General features: G+C 49.5%; 19 protein-coding genes. 6 read left to right on the forward strand and 13 right to left on the reverse strand.

Going from position 1 to position 20,656, the window contains the following annotated elements; genetic code table 11:
* Positions 1-2 precede the first annotated feature (2 nt).
* On the reverse strand, positions 3-782 hold the full coding sequence (locus tag AC9UFE_RS02225) for a biotin--[acetyl-CoA-carboxylase] ligase (RefSeq protein WP_509545353.1): 780 nt from the start codon (positions 780-782) through the stop codon (positions 3-5).
* Between the two features lie 138 nt (positions 783-920).
* Here AC9UFE_RS02225 and AC9UFE_RS02230 point away from each other — a divergent pair, with 138 nt between their 5' ends.
* Both AC9UFE_RS02230 and AC9UFE_RS02235 read left to right on the forward strand, forming a co-directional pair.
* The gene (locus AC9UFE_RS02230) at positions 921-2,519 is read left to right on the forward strand and encodes an acyl-CoA carboxylase subunit beta (RefSeq protein WP_509545354.1); all 1,599 of its coding nucleotides are present in this window, start codon (positions 921-923) and stop codon (positions 2,517-2,519) included.
* Complete coding sequence (locus AC9UFE_RS02235) at positions 2,519-2,746, forward strand: acyl-CoA carboxylase subunit epsilon (protein ID WP_509545355.1); 228 nt, start codon at positions 2,519-2,521, stop codon at positions 2,744-2,746. Before AC9UFE_RS02230 ends, AC9UFE_RS02235 begins: the two co-directional genes overlap by 1 nt.
* 163 nt (positions 2,747-2,909) lie before the next feature.
* On the opposite strand, the gene AC9UFE_RS02240 is transcribed toward AC9UFE_RS02235, so the two are convergent.
* The 4 genes from AC9UFE_RS02240 to AC9UFE_RS02255 are packed head-to-tail and all read right to left on the reverse strand — an operon-like array spanning position 2,910 to position 6,941.
* Positions 2,910-3,869, reverse strand: coding sequence for a hypothetical protein (locus AC9UFE_RS02240; RefSeq protein ID WP_509545356.1), 960 nt, complete (start codon positions 3,867-3,869; stop codon positions 2,910-2,912).
* Positions 3,862-5,052: a sensor histidine kinase gene (locus tag AC9UFE_RS02245; RefSeq protein ID WP_509545357.1), complete on the reverse strand. Its 1,191-nt coding sequence runs from the start codon at positions 5,050-5,052 to the stop codon at positions 3,862-3,864. Before AC9UFE_RS02245 ends, AC9UFE_RS02240 begins: the two co-directional genes overlap by 8 nt.
* Positions 5,053-5,733, reverse strand: a complete 681-nt coding sequence (locus AC9UFE_RS02250) for a response regulator transcription factor (RefSeq protein ID WP_509545358.1) — start codon at positions 5,731-5,733, stop codon at positions 5,053-5,055.
* Positions 5,730-6,941, reverse strand: coding sequence for a class I SAM-dependent RNA methyltransferase (locus AC9UFE_RS02255; protein WP_509545359.1), 1,212 nt, complete (start codon positions 6,939-6,941; stop codon positions 5,730-5,732). Before AC9UFE_RS02255 ends, AC9UFE_RS02250 begins: the two co-directional genes overlap by 4 nt.
* A gap of 37 nt (positions 6,942-6,978) precedes the next feature.
* On the opposite strand from AC9UFE_RS02255, the gene AC9UFE_RS02260 reads away from it, so the two are divergent.
* The 4 genes from AC9UFE_RS02260 (at position 6,979) to AC9UFE_RS02275 (ending at position 11,974) form a co-directional block, all read left to right on the forward strand.
* Positions 6,979-7,605 (forward strand): Maf family protein, encoded by a 627-nt coding sequence (locus AC9UFE_RS02260; RefSeq protein WP_509545360.1) that lies wholly within the window; start codon positions 6,979-6,981, stop codon positions 7,603-7,605.
* Positions 7,606-7,679: 74 nt separating this feature from the next.
* On the forward strand, positions 7,680-9,452 hold the full coding sequence (locus tag AC9UFE_RS02265; protein WP_509545361.1) for an acetyl/propionyl/methylcrotonyl-CoA carboxylase subunit alpha: 1,773 nt from the start codon (positions 7,680-7,682) through the stop codon (positions 9,450-9,452).
* Between the two features lie 75 nt (positions 9,453-9,527).
* Positions 9,528-10,349 (forward strand): purine-nucleoside phosphorylase, encoded by an 822-nt coding sequence (locus tag AC9UFE_RS02270; protein WP_509545362.1) that lies wholly within the window; start codon positions 9,528-9,530, stop codon positions 10,347-10,349.
* Positions 10,346-11,974 carry a phospho-sugar mutase gene (locus tag AC9UFE_RS02275; protein ID WP_509545363.1) on the forward strand — a complete coding sequence of 543 codons (1,629 nt, stop codon included), beginning with the start codon at positions 10,346-10,348 and terminating at the stop codon, positions 11,972-11,974. The genes AC9UFE_RS02270 and AC9UFE_RS02275 overlap by 4 nt, the downstream gene beginning before the upstream one ends.
* Here AC9UFE_RS02275 and AC9UFE_RS02280 read toward each other — a convergent pair.
* The 8 genes from AC9UFE_RS02280 to AC9UFE_RS02315 all read right to left on the reverse strand — a co-directional run bounded on the left by AC9UFE_RS02280 (position 11,971) and on the right by AC9UFE_RS02315 (position 20,633).
* Entirely contained in the window at positions 11,971-12,633 is a 663-nt protein-coding gene (locus AC9UFE_RS02280) for a pyridoxamine 5'-phosphate oxidase family protein (RefSeq protein WP_509545364.1), read from the reverse strand. The genes AC9UFE_RS02275 and AC9UFE_RS02280 overlap by 4 nt on opposite strands.
* Positions 12,634-12,675: 42 nt before the next feature.
* Positions 12,676-13,761: an adenosine deaminase gene (locus AC9UFE_RS02285; RefSeq protein WP_509523281.1), complete on the reverse strand. Its 1,086-nt coding sequence runs from the start codon at positions 13,759-13,761 to the stop codon at positions 12,676-12,678.
* Between the two features lie 24 nt (positions 13,762-13,785).
* Complete coding sequence (locus AC9UFE_RS02290; protein WP_509545365.1) at positions 13,786-15,069, reverse strand: thymidine phosphorylase; 1,284 nt, start codon at positions 15,067-15,069, stop codon at positions 13,786-13,788.
* Positions 15,066-15,461, reverse strand: coding sequence for a cytidine deaminase (locus AC9UFE_RS02295; RefSeq protein ID WP_509523279.1), 396 nt, complete (start codon positions 15,459-15,461; stop codon positions 15,066-15,068). The genes AC9UFE_RS02290 and AC9UFE_RS02295 overlap by 4 nt, the downstream gene beginning before the upstream one ends.
* A gap of 3 nt (positions 15,462-15,464) precedes the next feature.
* Complete coding sequence (locus AC9UFE_RS02300; RefSeq protein WP_509545366.1) at positions 15,465-16,718, reverse strand: ABC transporter permease; 1,254 nt, start codon at positions 16,716-16,718, stop codon at positions 15,465-15,467.
* Complete coding sequence (locus AC9UFE_RS02305; protein WP_509545367.1) at positions 16,718-17,950, reverse strand: ABC transporter permease; 1,233 nt, start codon at positions 17,948-17,950, stop codon at positions 16,718-16,720. The genes AC9UFE_RS02300 and AC9UFE_RS02305 overlap by 1 nt, the downstream gene beginning before the upstream one ends.
* Positions 17,947-19,452: an ABC transporter ATP-binding protein gene (locus AC9UFE_RS02310; RefSeq protein WP_509545368.1), complete on the reverse strand. Its 1,506-nt coding sequence runs from the start codon at positions 19,450-19,452 to the stop codon at positions 17,947-17,949. Before AC9UFE_RS02310 ends, AC9UFE_RS02305 begins: the two co-directional genes overlap by 4 nt.
* A gap of 110 nt (positions 19,453-19,562) precedes the next feature.
* On the reverse strand, positions 19,563-20,633 hold the full coding sequence (locus AC9UFE_RS02315) for a BMP family lipoprotein (protein ID WP_509523273.1): 1,071 nt from the start codon (positions 20,631-20,633) through the stop codon (positions 19,563-19,565).
* Positions 20,634-20,656 lie beyond the last annotated feature (23 nt).

The raw sequence follows: 20,656 nt of genomic DNA on the forward strand, positions 1-20,656 counted from the left end.
GTCTAATCTTCTCGCTTGGCGGTTCTTAGGTGCAGGATGTCACCAGCAGATACCGAAAGTGTCTTGGTGGAAGTCAAAACTTGCACCCTGCCCCCCTCGTCAATACTGATTGCCTCCCCGACAGCGGACGTCCCATCGGGGAATGAAACCTCAACGAGCTCTCCGATGGTTGCTGATGATGCAGTTATTCTTGCTCGCAAGCCGCTAGCTACCGCATCACCGCCAGCATCCAGAAGCTCTAGGTAAAGAACCTTGAAACAACTAAGGGCCTCGGCCAGTAAAGCATCTCGATCAACAGAGCTCGCTCCGGCTATCAATAAAGAAGTAGCCAAGCTAGTGGGAAGCTCCTCGACGCTTTGATTCACGTTTATTCCAAATCCGACCACTACAGCAGACAGATCTGAGTTCGCTTCCGCCAATACTCCGCTGACTTTTAGACCACCTACCAATACATCGTTTGGCCACTTGATTTTGGAATCAATATCCAATTCGGCGAGCGCGGTTCTGATTGCCTCGGCCATCATCAAACTAAGCCAGCCGATACCGGCTGGGTCTTTGAAGCGCGGTCGAAGCAAAACCGAAGCCATCACTGAACTGCCAGGATTTGCTTGCCACTTTCTATCCAGGCGGCCACGGCCGGCAGTTTGATACTCCGTTATTAGGGTAAAAAACTCTGGATGGTTCTTAGAGTCCGCTAGAGCCAGAAGATCCTGGTTGGTTGATCCGGTTTCTGGCACCGCCAACAAGCCATTGGCGACTAAAGAAGTCTTGGGGTAGTCCATGGGTAAAGCCTAGGCCAGGGCTGGTTTGTAGGAATCCTAATCAATATGGAAATAATCTCTGCGTAAAGCTGCAATAACATCAACTTATACCTCCTATAAAGTTGGTCCGATACTGCCGAGAAAGCACATGGAGAGACATTGACTGAAAAGCGTTTAGAACCAGACCTTTCCACAACTGCCGGCAAAATCGAAGACCTCAGGCATCGCTACAACGAAGCAGTTCACACCAATGGTAATGCTGCGGTAGAAAAGCAGCACGCCAAGGGAAAAAAGACCGCTCGCGAAAGAATCGACATCCTCTTGGATAAGGGCTCTTTTGTTGAAGTAGACGAGTTTGTTCGCCATCGTTCCAATGCGTTTGGCATGGATGTCAATCGCCCCTACGGCGACTCAGTAGTAACTGGATTTGGAACTATTCACGGCAGACAAGTTGCTGTTTACTCCCAGGACTTCACAGTATTTGGTGGATCGCTTGGTGAAGCTGCAGGAAACAAGATCATCAAGATTATGGATCTAGCCATTTCAACAGGGGTACCAATCATTGGCATTTTGGATTCTGGTGGAGCCAGAATCCAAGAGGGTGTGGTGGCTCTTGGTAAGTACGGAGAGATCTTTAGAAAAAACACCATGGCTTCTGGAGTCATTCCTCAGATTTCGATCATCATGGGTCCTGCCGCCGGCGGAGCTGTTTACTCCCCCGCGTTGACCGACTTTGTGATCATGGTTGATAAAACCTCAAACATGTTTGTTACCGGTCCCGATGTTATTTTGACCGTAACCGGTGAAGAAGTTGGTATGGAGGAGCTCGGCGGAGCCAGGGCTCACAACGAAACATCCGGTGTCGCGCACTACCTGGCCAACGACGAGGATGACGCTCTCGACTACGCGCGCAACATGCTTAGCTTCCTGCCACAAAACAACTTGGCAGAAACAGTTGTCTATGACTCCAACTCCGAGCTTGAAATTACCGAGTTTGATAAGAAACTAAACACGCTTATTCCTGACTCACCAAATCAGCCCTATGACATGCGCACCGTAATAGAGCACCTGGTGGACGAGGCAAACTTTTTGGAAGTTCAGCCACTGTTCGCGCCAAACATCTTGATTGGCTTTGCCAGGGTAGATGGCAGAAGCGTTGGAATAATTGCCAACCAGCCCTCGGCGATGGCAGGAACACTGAACATTGACGCCGGTGAAAAAGCTGCAAGATTTGTTCGCTTCTGCGATGCGTTTTCTATTCCGATTGTCACCCTGGTGGATGTTCCAGGATATCTTCCTGGCACCGATCAGGAATGGGCCGGAGTTATCCGCCGCGGGGCAAAGCTGTTGTATGCCTACGCAGAAGCTACCGTTCCGCTAGTCACTGTCATCACCCGGAAGGCCTACGGTGGTGCATACATCGTTATGGGATCAAAGCAACTTGGTGCTGACATCAACTTGGCTTGGCCAAGCGCTGAAATTGCAGTTATGGGCGGGCAAGGTGCGGTGAACATTTTGTTCCGCGACAAGATCAAGGAAGCAGAAGCAGCCGGTAAAGACATAGCCAAAGTTCGTGCCGAGCTCGCTGCTGAATACACCTATAACGTTGCTTCACCGTTTTTGGCCGCTGAGCGAGGTGAGCTCGATGGAGTAATTGAACCAGCAGCCACCAGAATCTCAATCATCAAAGCTCTCCGAGCTCTGCGCACTAAGCGAGCATCGCTACCGCCTAAAAAGCACGGAAACATCCCGCTCTAATGCCACATTCTGACAACGAAGACCTGGCTGCTGAGCTGGAAGTGATTTCTGGAAATCCAACTGCGAACGAGCTAGCAGCTGTGGTTGCCGTCTTGAGCGAAAACGCCAGCACCATGACTAAAGCCACGCAAGCCGAGCCCAATTGGGCAAGAGGGCCACAGATACTTCGAGATGGCAACAACACCGGAGACTTGGAGTGGCGCTCCGATTTCAAGGGTGAGATTTAGTCCCCCAAAGTGGGGACGGACCAAAATGAGTATTTAGCTGTGGCTGGCTTGGACTTTAACTAGGTTAAGAGAAGAACCATTCGGTAGTAGCTATCAGGGGAAAGCTTGAATGGTTTGGGGGTTGAGACCCGGGCCTGTATACAGCCCGGGTTCTCCAATTTAATTAAAGCTTCAAAAACACATCTGGTGTTGCGGCCCCTGGTCTGGAGGCAACAAAGGTTGCATTTATCTTTCCGCCGCGAGGTGAACGAATTGTTACTCTTCCAGTAGAAACTTGATCAAGTTCAGCTGCGAACCTTTGGCGGATTTCTACTTTGTAATTCTCAGCCAGCGATGAAAGCCCTCCTTCATCCAAGACGACCACTTCAATCCCTCGTAGGCGAGCGGCCCTGATAGCTTGCTGCAAATTTGCATCGATAAGTTCTCGACCTCTAATACTGTCTCGTAACCGCGCCTCCAATAGTTTTGCCTCTTGTTTGGATTCTTCATCCAATGGACCAGCTGCAATTTTCTGCAGCAGTGGATACGAGACTCTTAGGGTCTCAGCTAGTCTTATTGATCTCTCCATGCGAGTTGCAGACTCAATAGCTGCGGCAGCTTCAATCTCGATTGATTTATCCAGGTATGTTTTTGTTTCGCGCTCAATGCTAGAAAGTGCGTAAGAGAGCACATTGGCTGCCACTACTAAGCTCATGGCTCCAGCTAGCCCGCTGTTGAAAAGAGCTCCAGTTCCTCCCCAGACCAAAACTTCTAGCGACAAAACTGAAGCACCTATCCAAGAAACTGCCTGCTGGCCCCTGATGGCAGTAACGGCTAATAGAGCACCTAGCCCGGATACGTACCAGCTTGTTTGAGAGTCCACGGTTACCACATCGATGGCTTCGTGGATTAGCTGGGGAACGATCACAACAACTAAGAGATTTATCCATGCCATAAGAGCCGGCATCTCTCGGTTTACATAGTAAAAAACTGAAATCAAAGCCACAAATACATAGATAACGATAGCCACCGAGGCAAACACCCAGTTGTCGTAGCGATTAAATCCAATTAGGGCGCTAACGGCAGGGTTGAGAACCAATAACGCACCGATAACTTGGACTAGCGGCAGTGGAAGCCTAAACACTCGGGCTCCACTCCAGTACCACGTCTGTACCTTTGCCAGGTTCGGATCTAATGAATACTCGACCGCCCACAAATTTCACCCGACCAATTATGGATAGCTGAATTCCTAGACGGTCCTTGGGGATCTTTGAGGGTCGAAACCCCTTGCCGGTATCGCTGATAACAATCTTCAAACCTTTTCCCTGGCCTTGAAGCGAAACGCTTCTTTTTGCAAAGCCACCTCCGTGTTTATTTGAGTTGTCAACTGCTTGAAGTGTTGCTTCGGTTAGTGCCTCTGAAACAAGTTGCGGAAGTAGTGAGTTGTTAGTTTGCTGAAGTGACACTTCAAAACTTGGATAAACTTCGCGAATTCTATTTCGAAGTGCCTCAAAGAAACTGACCTGCGTAATCGCAGAACCAATTTCGGTTGAAGCGTTATCGGAGTCCAACTTTCTGAGTGCCACAGTTGCCGACTCGCTCGCAAGAAGTATTTCTTCGGGGGTTTGGGTTTTAGAGGCAACCAACAGAGTTGTTAGAACGCTGTCGTGAACCAGAGCGTCCAATCTTGATTGCTCTAACTCCACCGCCTGACTCTGGGCACTTTTAACGCTGCTGGCAATCAATTCTTCATTAGCAAAGTCTGTTTTAGCTGCCTGCCACCTCACAGCTGCTGCCATTACTGTGGCGATTGCAGCCAAAACAAACAAGTGCAACGAGTCCTGGATTGCCAGCAGTAACTCGCCCGAACCTGCACTCGGGGAAACCCTCAACGCTATCCAACCCAGGGAAACAACAACAATGTACGAAACGCCTAGCCAAAAACGAAACGAGGTTCCCGCGGCAACTGACGCTATTCCTAGAAGCCACCAAATCCATGGCTTGAAAGAATCGGGTAATTCAGTTGACGCATCGTAATGAAGTGGCCAAGTTACTAACAGCACAAGAGTTAAAACTGGGATAGCTCGAAACCAAAAATTTGACGCTCGAAAAGAAAAGTGACTAATCAAGAATCCAATAACTAAGGAAACTACCAGCGCAACAGATATTGCGAATACCAAGGGGTTTAGATGCTCCAGCTGACTAAAGCCATTTACCAAAGCTTCAGAAACTACAGCAACGAGCAAAAATGAATAAATGCTTGCGATTAGCTGGTTTACTCGATTTACTGAATAGCTTTTTGTCGGAACGGGTCTTTTGAGGTCCAATTACAGGTTTCCTTCCTCAATCAAGCCATCCTCAATTGCCCTAAGTAACAGTTCGGTCTTATTCACTGCCGGTCTTCCGATAGTTGCGTACTTGTTGCGAACTCTATCTATGTGTTCCTTGGCGGTGCTGACAGTGATGTTGAGGCTGTATGCCACTTGCTTCAAAGCTAGTCCGGAGGCGTAAAGCGAAAGCACTTCTTGCTCTCTTGGAGAGAGCTTTGCGCTGGTGAAATCTTGATCTGCATCAATGGCGGCAGTAGTTTGTAGATTGTTAACAAGCATCCCGGCTGCCACCATACGTATTGCCTCCACCAACTCACTCATGCTGTGAGACTTAGGAACAAGGGCCGCAGCACCGGCTTTGAGTGCAGCTCGAACAAGCTGAGCTTTGTCTGCGATGCTAAAAACTAGAACCGCGATACCTTTTTCAACCAGGTGCTTTACGTTTTCTTCAACTTTCGACCCATCCGCAAGCGAGAGATCTAGCACTGCAACATCAGGGGATTTGCCTGTTGTTGAGCTAAGAGCCTCTCCTACCGACTCGGTTGACGCAAGAAGTTTGAAATTGTTCTGCTCGCAAACTGTGGCCAGGGCTAGACGAATTGCTTCGTGATCATCGATGATGATCACGCTTACTTCTTGATTTCCCGTAATAGAGGAAACGCTAGAAACTTTTGTCATTCCAGAACCAGACTAGCCACGGTTTCGAAATGGTGGGTGTGAGGAAAGAGGTCAAAAGCGCGAATAGTTTCGACCCTGTATCCAGAATTTGTAAATGTTTTTAGATCCCTGGCCAATGACACCGGGTCGCAAGCGACGTAGATGACTTTCTTAGGCTTCAAGAATGTCAGCTGGTCAACTACCTGTTTGCCCGCACCTGCTCTTGGTGGATCGAGAATCACGGTTGCTCCAGACAGCTCTAAACCCTGTTTGATTTGCAGTTTCAAGAAGCCCTCTACCGGAGCAGCTACCGCTTTATGTTTAGCAAGGTCCACCAGATTGGCAGAAGCGTCACTGGTTGCCACCTTTGATGACTCGACGGTTGTGATGTTTAGCTTTTTACCGTACTTGGTCGCGAGCGCCCCAGAAAATAAACCCACACCTCCATAGAGATCCAAGTTGTTTGCTTCGAGGTCAAGGCCTTCAGACAGCTCAACGATTTCGGAGGCGAGCAGTTCGGCGGCTCCCCTGTGTACTTGCCAGAAACCTCCGCTTGAGATTCTGAAACTTCTACCAAGAGCCCGCTCAGTGAGTCTCTTGTCTCCCTTGATTTTCTTATCTATAAACCACTGAATTCCGCCGGTTGATGCAGTGGAGATTTCAATGCGCTTCACGTCTTGCCAATTCTTTAGATGAACACCCAGTTCGTTTATTTCGGCTACCGCCAGAGGCAGTGACTTCACTGGAACAACAGTGTGCGATCTCTCCCTGTAAGGCCCCGCCACACCCTCGTCGGAAACGTGCAGTTGAATTCTGGTTCGATAGCCCAGCCCATTAGTCAGATCGTCACCTGGAACGGGCATGACTTGAATTCGCTGGTTGATTCCCGCCATTCGAGATAGCGACTCTTCCAGAACATCCGTTTTTAGCTGCCTCTGGAATTCCAGTGCTAGGTGTCCAAACTCAGCGCCGCCGGCGCCAAGTCGGTCGGCTTCTTTCCAGATGTGTGGGACTCGTTTGTCAGAGGCAGTTAGAACCTCAATTGTCTCTGCGCGGCAGAAAGATCCGCTTTTGTCTTCAAAAACCTTGGCGCGTACTTTTTCCCCAGGGGCGGTGTGAGAAACAAAGACCACTCGACCCTCGTGCCTTGCAACGAAAATACCGCCGTGGGCGACCTTTTCGATATCCAGCTCAATTTCTCGGTCTAGCCAATTCTCAGTTTTACTCATTCGACAAGTGTTCCACAGCTCCAAGTAGTCTTTATCCGTGACCCGATTAGTCCTGGCTTCTAGCTCCCCCGCTAGGTATTCCCTACTCAAGGCTGCAGGGATTGATCCAGTGGTAGTTGTCCCAACCGCTGATGAAAAAGCACTCTCGGATCAGTTCAAAGCCGGTAATCCAAATCACTCCACGGCTCAGCTGGTTCAGTATCTTGCAGATGCCAAGGCTAAATCAGTAGTTGGCTTATCGGAAACTTTTGGAGCCTTGGTGCTCGGGGGTGACTCGGCCCTTGAGTTCCAAGGGTCCACACTTGGTAAGCCGCACCTACCGGAGGTTGCTATCGAGCGCTGGAAGCAACTTCGAGGAAACTATGGTGTGCTGCATAGCGGGCATTGCTTGATTGATAATCGAGACCCAGCTTCGGCAACTGTTGTTTCGAAAACCAGCTCGACCAAGGTTTATTTTGCCAACATCACTGACGCGGAAATTGAAGCTTACGTTGCAACGAGTGAGCCTTTGAAGGTTGCGGGAGCCTTCACTATCGATGGAATCGGTGGGGCGTTTATAGAACGTATCGAAGGTGATGCTCATACCGTGGTTGGCTTATCGCTTGGCGTTTTGAGAGCGCTAACCCGCGAACTTGGAGTTGAATACACCGGTCTTTGGCGCTAACCACAGGGTTTCAGGCGTTTGTTTGTCGCCAAGGGCCAATTTTGAGGCATCAATAGCCAATAGGATTCTGTCTTATGAGCGGATTGATTAAAAAAGTACTCATCGCCAACCGTGGCGAGATCGCCGTTCGCATCGCCAGAGCTGCAAAGGACAGCGGAATAACATCCGTTGCAGTCTATGCAGATCAAGATCGCGACAGCTTACATGTTCGAGTATCTGACGAGGCCTACGCCCTAAACGGAACAACCTCCGCTGAAACATATTTAGTCATTGAGAAGCTTCTTTCAATTGCAAAAAGATCTAATTGCGACGCTGTTCATCCCGGATATGGTTTTTTGGCAGAAAATGCAGAATTTGCAAGGGCGGTTAGCAAAGCTGGTCTGACTTGGATTGGTCCAACCCCGGAAGCTATTGAACGGCTTGGAGATAAAGTCTCAGCAAGGCATGTCGCCGAAAAAGTTGGTGCACCGCTAGCCCCTGGAACTTTGAACCCAGTTGAAAACGCCCAAGAAGTACTTGACTTCGTTGCCAAGCACGGTTTACCGGTTGCTATCAAGGCAGCCTATGGTGGAGGTGGCCGAGGCATCAAAGTCGCCTATCAAGAGTCTGAAGTCGCCGAGCTATTTGAATCAGCCACCAGAGAAGCCGTTGCTGCTTTTGGTAGGGGTGAGTGCTTTGTCGAGAAATATCTCGAAAAGCCTCGCCATGTTGAAACGCAGTGCCTAGCTGACAGCGCAGGCAATGTTGTGGTTGTGTCAACCAGGGACTGCTCCTTACAGCGCAGGCACCAGAAGCTAGTTGAAGAAGCTCCTGCGCCATTTCTAACTGCCGAGCAAACCAAGAAGCTCTACGAATCTTCTAAGGCAATTCTTAAGGAAGTTGGTTACATCGGAGCTGGCACTTGCGAGTTCTTGGTAGCCCAAGACGGAACTATTTCTTTTCTTGAAGTAAATACCAGACTGCAGGTAGAGCACCCGGTGTCAGAGGAAGTAACCGGGCTGGATCTAGTGCGGGAGCAATTCCGCATGGCCGAGGGCGGACTAATCGATTACCCAGACCCTGAGGTAGTCGGCCACAGTTTCGAATTTCGAATCAACGGCGAGGACCCGGGGCAAAACTTTATGCCGGCTCCTGGTTCAGTCCACGTGTTCAGAGCTCCTGGTGGTCCAGGGGTTCGAGTCGACAGCGGTGTTGAATCAGGCGATTCAATTTCTGGAAACTTTGACTCGATGATTGCAAAACTAATTGTCACCGGAAAAGACCGCACTCAAGCACTTGAGCGATCAAGGAGAGCGCTTGCCGAGTTGCAGGTTCTAGGTTTGCCGACAGTTATTCCTTTCCATCGCAAAATAGTTAATGACCCGGCTTTTATTGCAAGTGATGGAAAATTTGGTGTTTATACCCGCTGGATAGAAACAGAATGGATAAACGATTTAGAGCCATGGGGTGGTCAGGCGGATCCAATCGATCAGCTTTCAAACTCTCGTAAGAGTGTGGTCGTTGAAGTTGACGGTAAGCGAATTGAAGTGAGCCTTCCTGCCAGAGTGCTGCAAGGCGCTAGCGGTGGCGCAACCGGGGGCCGCGCACCAAAAAGAAAGATCTCTTCACATCACGGATCAAGTGGTGCCGGTGACAAATTGATTAAGGCACCCATGCAATCAACCGTGGTGAAGCTAGCTGTTAGTGCCGGCGACAAAGTGGTTGAAGGTGAGCAGCTTCTGGTGCTTGAAGCCATGAAGATGGAGCAGTCAATTTCCTCGCCACGCGATGGCGTAATCAAGACCGTGAAGATAGCCGTTGGTGAGACTGTTCCCTCTGGAACAGTATTGATCGAGTTCGAGGACTAATCGAAGTTTGGGTTGTTCATGCCATGTATTTAGGGCCTCATTACCCTTCAGCCCTCGACAGCTAGACTGAAAACCATGACTAATCCACTAGAAATGCCAAGCAATAATCCTTTTGAAATCGCCAAGCAGGCTGCCGATCAGATTCGTGAAGCATCTGGAATCGAAACTCACGACATCGCACTCACTCTCGGTTCTGGCTGGGCAAAAGCTGCCGACCTAATCGGTGAAGAAGTTGCCAGCGTTCCCGCTAAGGACATCATTGGCTTTTCGGCTCCGGTTGTAGAGGGCCACGTGGCCTCGATACGTTCAATCAAACTTCCTAGTGGAAAATACGCTTTGGTTCTTGGAGCAAGAACTCACTTCTATGAAGGTCACGGGGTTCGTCGGGTCGTGCACGGGGTTAGAACCGCAGCTGCTACCGGTGCAAAGACAATGATTTTGACAAATGGCTGTGGTGGAATAAAAGACACTTGGAAGCCTGGGACACCAGTACTAATTAGCGATCACATCAACCTAACCGCTTCAAGTCCACTCGAGGGACCAACCTTTATTGACCTAACTGATCTTTACTCCAAGAGATTGCGTGAACTGGCAAGAACAGTAGACGCGAGTTTGGATGAAGGCGTCTATGCCCAGTTCACAGGTCCGCACTATGAGACACCGGCTGAGGTCCAAATGGTAAAGCACATGGGTGGTCACCTGGTTGGTATGTCAACAGCACTCGAGGCAATTGCGGCACGTCAAGCTGGAATGGAAATTCTGGGATTCTCTCTTATGACCAATCTCGCTGCTGGAATTCAGAAGACTCCCCTATCTCACGCTGAGGTGCTCGAGGCCGGACGCGATGCAGAGCCAAGAATTAGCGCTTTGCTTGCAGCAATCATCAAAAAGATATGACCCAGCTAGAAACTCTGATTCAACAAGCACGCAGCTGGATTGCTCAAGATCCTGATGCGGAAACCATTGCTGAGCTCGAAAAGCTCATATCCGCATCTGATGAAGCGGCCCTAGCGGACCGATTTGGTCAAAGAATTGGCTTTGGAACCGCGGGGCTTCGTGGTCTACTGGGCGCAGGACCAAACCGAATGAACCGAGTTTTGGTGGCTCAGGCCGCGGCCGGTATCTCCAAGTACCTCAAGGAAAACTTCGATGACCCGAGCGTAGTGATCGGCTACGACGCGAGAAAAAACTCAGACGTCTTTGCCAAGGATTCAGCCCAGATTTTTGCAGGCTTTGGAATAAGGGCTCACCTGTTTCCAGAACTTGCCGCAACCCCACTGGTTGCCTACGCTGTGAGAAGCTTAGGAGCTTCTGCTGGGGTGATGGTGACCGCTTCACATAATCCACCTGGCGATAACGGCTACAAGGTCTACGATTTCAGCGGATCACAGATTATCTCTCCAATGGATTTGGAAATTGCAAAACACATTGACGAGTTTGCCCAATCAGGGTCGGTGTTATCTCTTGCGCGTTCTGATTCTTTCGAGCAAGTTCCTGTAAGTGTTAGATCCGGTTACTTGCAGTCAGTCAGTGGGCTTTTGAATAAGCACTCAACAAGAAAAGACATCAAGATTGTTTACTCAGCCATGCACGGTGTTGGAGCAAGCTTTATTCAAGAGATCTTCAAGCTTTCGGGTTTAGCGCAGCCCGCACAGGTTCTTTCGCAGCAGCATCCTGATGGCAAGTTCCCAACCGTTTCGTTTCCAAATCCCGAAGAGCCTGGCGCGATGGATGCATCCTTAGCCACGGCGGAAGATCAGCATGCTGACCTAGTTTTAGTGAACGATCCAGACGCCGATCGTTTAGCCGTGGCTTTCAAAAAAGCTGATGGTGGTTACCAGCAGTTAACAGGAGATCAACTTGGTTTGATTCTTGGCGAGGAAATGGCTTCACGCGCTTCTCGTGAGGGTAGAACGGGCTCACTAGCGTGCTCGATTGTTTCTAGCTCTGCGTTGAGTAAAGTTGCAGAGCATTACGGTTTTGGATTCGAGCAGACCCTCACTGGATTCAAGTGGGTAAGCCGGGTTCCGAACCTGATCTTTGGTTACGAAGAAGCGCTTGGATACTGCGTTGACTGGGGTCAGGTTCGAGACAAAGACGGACTATCCGCTGCGCTGATTGTTGCCGACATCGCCTCCGCGCTGGCCAATCAGGGCTACACCCTTGGAGACCAGCTAGACAAACTAATGCAGCGCTATGGTTACTTCGCAACAGGACAGATATCCATTCGAGTAACTGACTTGACTGTTATTGCCAACCTGATGAATAAGCTTCGTACCAATCCCCCTGCACAAATAGCGGGAGTAGATGCGGTCTTTGAGGATATGAACAAGGGCTCTGGTTCGCTACCTGCAACCGATGCACTTAGGTTCAAGCTCCAAGATGGTAGAACTGTGATTGTTAGACCTTCTGGTACTGAAGCAAAGCTCAAGTGCTACCTGCAGGCCGTTTCAGATAACGAAGCTCAGTCCCAAAAACTTCTTGCTGAACTAGAAGCCGCCATGCGGCAAGTGTTGAACTAACCCTTTGGGTTAGCCCTAAATTCTTTTACACTTTGTGGAATCGGAAGCTTTTGTGATTCCTCGTCGGAGGGAATTGGCTCACCGGCAACTAGATGAAGTGGAATGACCCCAGACCATACACCCGTTCCACTTCCCTCGTCGTCGTGAGGCATGCCTGAGCGGATTTTAACCGAGGCCTCAGCAAGCGAAATCGAAAGCAAAGTTGTGGCTGCTAGTTCCTTGTTGGTTGACTTTCGAACCTCTAGGGTTCTACCTGGCACTAGTCCGTCGCTTACCTTTTCAAGAAGTTCATTCTTGTCATCTCCGGTGACTTCTTCTGCGGTTCCCAAAATCACAACTGATCGATAGTTCATGCTCGAATCGAAAGTTGTCCTGGCAAGCACGAGGCCATCTAGTTTTGTAACCGTGATGCAAGTGGGTGCACCTCTAGCCAGTTCGCGCATGAACCTGGCTCCAGATGAACCATGGATGAGAATTCTGTCGCCATCACGCACGAATGCGTATGGCAAAACATAGGGTTGTCCGCTTTCCACGTATCCGATGTGGCACAAGATAGTCGAATCCAAAATCTGGTACATCGCATCGCGATCTGAAACAGAGCGCTGCTTTAGGCGATTTATCTCAGTTCTTGGGCTTTCACCAGGATTTGGAAGTGACATTTATCTAGCCTATACCTCTAGAGCATTACCAAAAAAGTCCCGCTAAGCGTTAGCGAAACCCTCGCTAATCATGTCGATGAGTTCTTCACGGTCATCAAGTGCTTGGAAAGATGCCTCAGCAGCATTTAGCTGGAACTGCTCTAGATCAGCCAGAGAGTAACCAAAAGTGCTCATGAGAAGTTCAAGCTCACGGGTGAGTGTGGTTCTAGACATAAGGCGGTTATCGGTGTTGACCGTGACCTTGAAACCAAGTTCATACAAGATATCAAATGGGTGATCTGACATGGTTTCTCCAAGCATAGAAATAGCTCCAGTTTGCAGGTTCGATGAAGGCGAAAGCTCTAAAGCAATTCCTCGATCGTGCACCCACTCGGCTACCTCGCCAAGGACAACAACATCGGTGTCGCCCTCTGCGCGAGAGAACATAACGTCCTCAATCAACCTGACGCCGTGACCTAGTCGAAGCGCCCTGCCGGAAACGATTGCATCCCTGATGCTCTCAACTCCATCGCCTTCTCCAGCGTGAACTGTTATTGGAAACAGTTGCTCCGCAAGATACTCGAAGGCTGCTTTGTGATTGACCGGAAGGAATCCCTTTTCAGGTCCTGCAATGTCGAAACCAACCACTCCGTTGTCGCGGTGGCGGACAGCTAGCTCCGCAATTTCCATACCGCGATTGTTTTGACGCATGGCGGTGACCAGCTGTCCGGTTCTAATGAAACCTCCGGCTGCTTCAACTTCCGACATTCCCTGCTCAAGGCCATCTTGAACGGCCTCGACTGTTTCATCTAGAGTTAGGCCCTTTGATAGGTGCTGCTCTGGTGCCCAGCGAACTTCACCGTAGATCACACCGTCGTCATGTAAATCAAGTACAAACTCTTTTGCCACGCGAGAAAGACCTTCGGCGGTCTGCATAACGGCAGTGGTGTGATCAAAAGTTTCTAGGTAGCGCTCTAGTGAACCCGAGTCAGCGGATTCGAAGAACCAGTTTCCTAGTTCGGTTGCATCCGTTGCTGGAAGTTTGTGGCCAATCTTGTCAGCCAAATCAATCATGGTCTGTGGTCTTAGACCACCATCTAGATGATCGTGAAGAGAGATTTTAGGCAGTGCCTTGATGTTTGTGGCCATTGTGGTTTTTCCTTGTCAAAGCAACTAGTTAGATATTCGATCAAGTATCAGCTTTCGCGTCACTTGAGCTTGAGCCTCAATTTTATAAGCTTTCGCGATGGTCTCGGCGGCCCGGGTAAAGCGGCCTGGTTCATCGGTATGCAAGGTGTATAGCGGAGCGCCTTTTTTGACTGTGTCTCCAAGTTGTGCATGCAAGGTAACTCCGGCTCCAAACTGAACCGGGTCTTCCTTTCTTGCCCTTCCGGCACCAAGCCTCCAGGAAGCAAGTCCGACAGCTAGTGCATCTAGTTCTGAAATCACTCCGTCAGACTGTGCCACCACCGTTTGGGTTTCTTTCGCTACTGGCAACTTGGCGTCTGGATCTCCACCTTGCGCGCTAATCATTGCGCGCCACTTATCCATCGCACGACCATCATTCAAAGCAGCCGCAACATCAACATCTTTGACTCCCGCAAGATTGAGCATCTCGGTGGCCAGAGCAACTGTTATCTCGATTACATCCGATGGTCCACCGCCAGCCAGCACATCAACAGATTCTTCAACCTCAAGCGCATTGCCAACTTTTAGTCCAAGAGGTGTTGACATGTCAGTCAGTAGCGCTGACGTGTTCACACCAGCGTCTTTACCGAGCTGAACTAGAACCTCCGCGAGCTGCCTGGCTCTTGCAAAATCCTTCATGAATGCGCCAGAACCGACCTTCACATCCAAGACAAGTGAGCCAGTTCCTTCAGCAATTTTTTTGCTCATGATTGAAGAGGCAATCAGCGGAATTGCCTCCACGGTTCCGGTCACATCCCGCAGCGCGTAAAGCTTCTTGTCCGCAGGAGCTAAACCTGATCCAGCGGCGCAGATAACCGCGCCTACCTCAGCAAGCTGCTTGGTCATTTCCTGATTGGATAGGTTTGCTCTCCAGCCAGGGATTGATTCGAGCTTGTCTAGAGTTCCGCCAGTGTGACCTAATCCTCGACCAGATAGTTGCGGCACAGCAACACCGAATACTGCTACCAGTGGTGCCAGTGGCAATGTGATCTTGTCACCAACTCCACCGGTTGAGTGCTTATCGGTGGTTGGAACACCAAGGGATTCGAAGTTGAGTCTTTCACCGGATGCAATCATGGCCATCGTGAGATCTTTGATCTCGCGGCCATTCATGCCATTTAGCAAGATGGCCATAGCCATCGCTGACATTTGCTCGTCCGCCACCACACCTGCGGTGTAATTCGCAATTAGCCAATCAATAGCTTCTGTTGAAAGTTCCTGCTTCTCGCGTTTAGCAATAATCAGGTCAACGGCATCAAAAGTGCTCAAGCTCTAGCATCCAGATCTCTAGGCCCAAAAGCGTCTGGAATAACTTCATCGATGGTTTTGATGCCTGAAACAGTTTCCAGCAACATTCCAGGCGCCGAGTGTTCGTAGAGTAGCTGACGGCATCTGCCACACGGCATCAAGATGTTGTTGTGCTTGTCGACGCAGTAAAAAGCAACTAGCCTGCCTCCGCCAGTTCTAAATAGGTCGCTGACCATGGAGCACTCCGCACACAAGGTGACACCGTAGGAAGCATTCTCGATGTTGCAGCCCGAAACTATTCGACCGTCTTCTGTTAGAGCTGCAACGCCAACTGGAAACTTCGAGTACGGAACGTACGCTTTTTGCATTGCTGCAATAGCCTCGGTGCGAAGTAGCTCCCAGTCGATTTGCATCTTCTAACCCTTCACATAAGGAATACCGTCAGCGGCGGGCGGTCTAGATCGACCAACGAATCCAACTACGGCAATTATTGTCACAAGATACGGGACCATGGTGATGAAGTTAGTAGGAATTCCTGGGCTAACTTGGTTAGCCCAGATTCTCAAAATAATTGAGAAGCCAAATAGGAGCGCTGCTGCCGTGGCATATCCTGGGTGCCAGCGTCCCAAGATAACAACGGCCAAAGCGATAAATCCTAATCCGCCGGACATTTCACGCCCGAAGGATCCTGAGCTGCCAACGGTTAGGGCTGCGCCTCCAAGTCCAGCCAAAAGCCCGCCAAGTGTTACCCACCAGAATCTAGTGCGAGAGACGTTGATGCCAACTGTGTCTGCAGCTAAAGGGTTCTCTCCAACGGCTCTGGCTCGCAGACCCAATTTGGTCTTGAAAAGCACAAACCACAAAACGATCACAATTCCAATCGCAAGAAAAACTGTGATTCTGTTTTGAAATAGAACTGGTCCGATAACAGGAATATCTCCAAGAAACGGAACGTGAATAATCGGAAGAGTACCTGGGCTATTCGTTGCGGACTCATCCTCAGTTACCCATTGCTGATAAAGGAAGTTAGTTATTCCAATCGCCAGAACGTTTAGAACCACACCAACAATGATTTGTTGAGCCAAAAAGCGCACTGCAAATACTGCCAGCACTGCTGAAAATAGAGCTGCGGTAACCATGGCGGAGAGAATGCCGATAATTTGGTTGCCGGTGAGTGTGCTGACCACGGAAGCAACGAAAGCCCCAGTTAGTAGCTGACCCTCAATTGCAATGTTCACAACGCCGACTCGCTCACTCATTACTCCGGCCATTGCCCCAAGCATGATTGGCACTGCCAAGACCAAGGCTGATCCCAATATGAAAGCCACTGGAACCACAGAACCTGCTGCCAGCCAGCCCAAAAGCGCCACCAGCGCTATAGCGCCAAAGAGCATTGAGAACCAAATCGATGCTCGTATGTTTCTACTGACCTGCCAAGCCACATATCCAGTTATGGCAAGCAAGAAAATCCCAGCCACAGTTCCCAGGACGCTGGAAGGAATGTCCAAGTAAGGCAGCTGGATCGCTTCCCTGACTCCAGTTAGTTCGAATGAAACAATTTCAGATTTACCGAGGATTCCAAAGAAAACAAAAATTACTGCGGCTATGGAGCCCATGACAGTTGGTGTCTTCCAGGACTCGCGAACTTCCTTTTTAGTCTCAGTGGCCATTATTTTCCTCCTCGACTAAAAAACTTCGACTTTAGGGCACTCAGCATCGTCGTAGTCTGCGGCGGCGGAAGACGGAAGATTGCCCTAATCAAAGGTGGGGCAGCAATGAACAAAACAATCGCACCTTGGACAATGCCGAGCACGTCAGGAGAAATTCCTTCAATCTGAATAGCCGATGATCCAGCTTTAAAGGCACCGAATAACAGCCCAGCCAGTAACACACCCGAAGCAGTTGATCCACCAAGAAGCGCAACAGTTATGGCATCAAAACCAATACCAGCGTGAGTGGTTGGTGTGACTCCACCGGTTGAAGATAAAGCTTGATTAGCGGCGGCTATTCCAACAAACGCTGCCGATAGACCTAGGGCAAGAATATAGGTTCCCTCGACGTTAATGCCTGCGGTTTTTGCAGCCGAAGCATTGAAGCCAACAGCTCGGAGCCTAAATCCAATTGTTGATCTCTCCATGAGCCACCAGTAGACAACCACGGCCACAATGGACAAGACAAATCCCAGGTTGAGCGCGAAATTCTCACCGAGTAGTCCTGGAAGTTTTGCCGTCTCGAATGCAGGATCAGACTTGGTGTGCCCACCAGCTGTAGCACCTTGCAGCAAGTTGTTATCCAAAAGCAAAAAGTTGAAGAAGCTAATGATTATGTAATTCAACATAATCGTCGTGATTACTTCATTAGCCCCTGTTCGCGCTCTAAGAAAACCAACAAAGGCACCTACAATCGCTGAGCCAACTATTGCAGCCACAATCGCGACCACAAAGTGTATGACTGGAGGAAGCTCTATTCGAGTCGCGACAAACGTTGCCCAAACTAGACCAGAGACAAGCTGACCAGTTCCACCAATGTTGAATAGACCAACTCGGAAACCAAGGCCAATACCAAGTCCGGCAGCGATCAGTGGGCCTGCGAGCCTTAGAGTTTCGGTCAGCGGTCTAATTGCACCTTCAAAGGTTGCAGCGCTGGCGTTATAAATTGAACCCTTGAATAACGCCCCGTACCCTGCGCCAACAACATCTCCCGCTGCACGCAAGCTAGCTAATGGGTCTGCGAAGAAATAGCCCACGCTCTGGAGAAATTCTTTGTTTGAAATAATCATGAAAAACGCTCCAACGGCAAAGCCCAGAATTACAGACATTACCGTTCGTGTTATTCCACCGGAAAGAATTTCCTTCAGTGCTGCGTTCCAGTTGATTGGTTCTTTTCTTGTCTTCTCACTCATGCCGCTACACCCGCCATCATCTGGCCAAGCTTTGCTCTATCAGTATTGGCATCAACAATTCCAACAATTTTTCCTCGATACATCACGGCAATTCGATCGGCGAGAGCCAAAACTTCATCCAGTTCCGTAGAGATAAGAAGGACTGCCTTACCGCTGTTTCTTTCATCAACCAGCCGTTCATGGATGAATTCCACAGAGCCAACATCCACTCCACGAGTTGGCTGAGAAACAACTAACAACTCCACTTCCCGAGAAAGCTCCCTGGCCAAAACAACCTTTTGCTGGTTTCCTCCGGAAAGTTTTCCAGCAGCACTTTGAGCAGATGTTGTCCTAACGTCAAATTCTTTGACTAGTTCATCGGCTATTTTGTTTCTGGTGGCAAAGGCAATTCCCAACCCCTTGGCAAATGGCTTTGTGAAAGAGCCGTTGAGCATAAGGTTTTCAGCTATTGAAAACTCTGAGATGAGTCCGTTTTTTTGCCGATCTTCTGGGACGTAGCCGACACCCTTTTCAAGAATTGTTCTAACCGACTTTCCTCGAACGCTTGATCCTGAAATTGAGATATCTCCGGCGGAAGAGTGCAGCCCTCGAAGGCCCAGAATTGCCTCGGCCAGTTCTGTTTGGCCGTTTCCTTGGACGCCCGCGATAGCGAGTATCTCGCCAGCCCTGACTTCAAAACTTACGTGATCAACCGCCCGCTGTTCACGATCATCCAGAACTGACAAATCTTGAACATTCAGCACTACCTTGCCAGGCGCGGCAGACTTCTTTTCGACAGTAAGTCCAACATCGCGCCCGACCATCATGCTGGCAAGTTCTTTTGTTTCAGCACTAGGTTTGGCCTCTCCAACAACGCGACCCTGTCGAATAACGGTTATCTTGTCGGCCACCGCTTTTACTTCTCGCAGTTTATGAGTGATGAAGACTATCGAAGTTCCCGATTTGGCTAGGCCGCGCATGATTTCCATTAGCTCGTCAGTTTCCTGGGGAGTCAAAACAGCTGTCGGTTCATCAAGTACTAGTACTTTGGCATCGCGAGCCAAAGACTTAATGATTTCAACTCTCTGCTGAACACCCACAGGTAAATCCTCAACCAAGGCGTCTGGGTCAACATCAAATCCAAAGCGATCAGAAATCTTTTTTACAAGTGCTCTCGCGGCATCCAGGTTTAGAACTCCAAGCTTGTTGGTTGGCTCGTGACCTAGCGCAACATTTTCAGCCACTGTGAAAACTGGGATGAGCATAAAGTGTTGGTGGACCATGCCTATGCCCGCCGCCATTGCGTCTCCGGGGCCTGAGAATTTTGCGACCTTGCCATCCAGGAGAATCTGACCTTCATCGGCTTGGTAAAGACCATAGAGCACATTCATAAGGGTTGATTTGCCAGCTCCGTTTTCACCCAGCAAGCTGTGGATTTCTCCAGACTCAACTACCAAGTTGATGGAGTCGTTAGCTACGAGGGCACCAAAGCGCTTTGTTATTCCCTTTAGCTCTAGTCTCATCCAGCACTCCTATGTGCAAATTGTTTTGGTCAGACTTTATTCTGCCACATAAAAAATTGAAGACCGGATGCCCCAAAAGGAGCATCCGGTCTTCAACAGTGATTTAGCTACTAGCCCTTTGGCTTGTAGGTGCCATCAATGATTCCAGCCTCAAGTTCGGCTAGCTTGTCTGCTAGGCCCGAGCTTACCTTTGAAGCGAAGTCAGAGAATGGAGTGATTGCAACACCCTTGTTAGCAAGAGTTCCAACGTAAGGAGTTGCATCGAATGCAGCTCCCTCAACTAGGCCCTTGATTACATCGAATGTAGCGATGGTCATTCTCTTCTCAATGGAGGTGAAAATGTATGGCGCTAGATCTGGGTTACCAGCAGCAATGTCAACGTCAACACCCAACATAACTGCGTCTGGGTTCAACTCATCAATTGCGGACTGAGCAGCGGTGAACTGGTTTCCACCAACTGGCAATAGAACATCTGCACCAGCCTGTAGCTGAGTCTTTGCAATTGCTAGACCCTCTGGGTTGTTTGGAGCGAATCCACCCATGAAGTCTCCGCCGTCTGGGTTAGCTGGATCCCAACCTAGAACAGTAACTTCGGTGTCGTTGTCGATACCCCACTGCATTGCACCGTAGTAGTAACCGGTCATGAAGTCAGTAACTGAAGGGAAAGGAAGTCCTCCGTAGGTACCGATTGTCTTGGAGGTTGAGTAGTCAGCCGAAGCGTAACCAGCTAGGAAGCCTGCCTCAGCAGTTTCGAATAGCAATGGCTTTACGTTGGCGCTCTCAGAAGTTGAGTCAACCAAAGCAAAGTTTAGGTCTGGGTTCTCAGCAGAGATCTTGGTGATTGCATCTCCTAGAGCAAATCCAACACCAATGATTAGGTCGCAACCTGCGTCAACGCTTGCCTGTAGGTTTGGCTCGAAGTCTTCAGGTGTTGCAGACTCAAGAGCATTGATTGTTACTCCTAGTTCAGCTTCTGCCTGGGTTAGACCTGTGTAAACAGCTTCGTTGAAGGACTTGTCGTTCCAGTTTCCTTCGTCAGAAACTGCACACGCAAGAAAATCAACTGCTGCTGCATCTGTAGCTTCATCTTCTGGTGCAGCTGCGCAACCAGAAAGCACTAGTGCTGAAACAGCAGCCAGTGTTAGTGCCTTAGCAGCACTTGAGCGTGAAAATAGCTTCACTTAGTTCCTCCTATTTGGGTACG

This window comes from Rhodoluna sp. (assembly GCF_044239955.1).
GTDB lineage: Bacteria > Actinomycetota > Actinomycetes > Actinomycetales > Microbacteriaceae > Rhodoluna.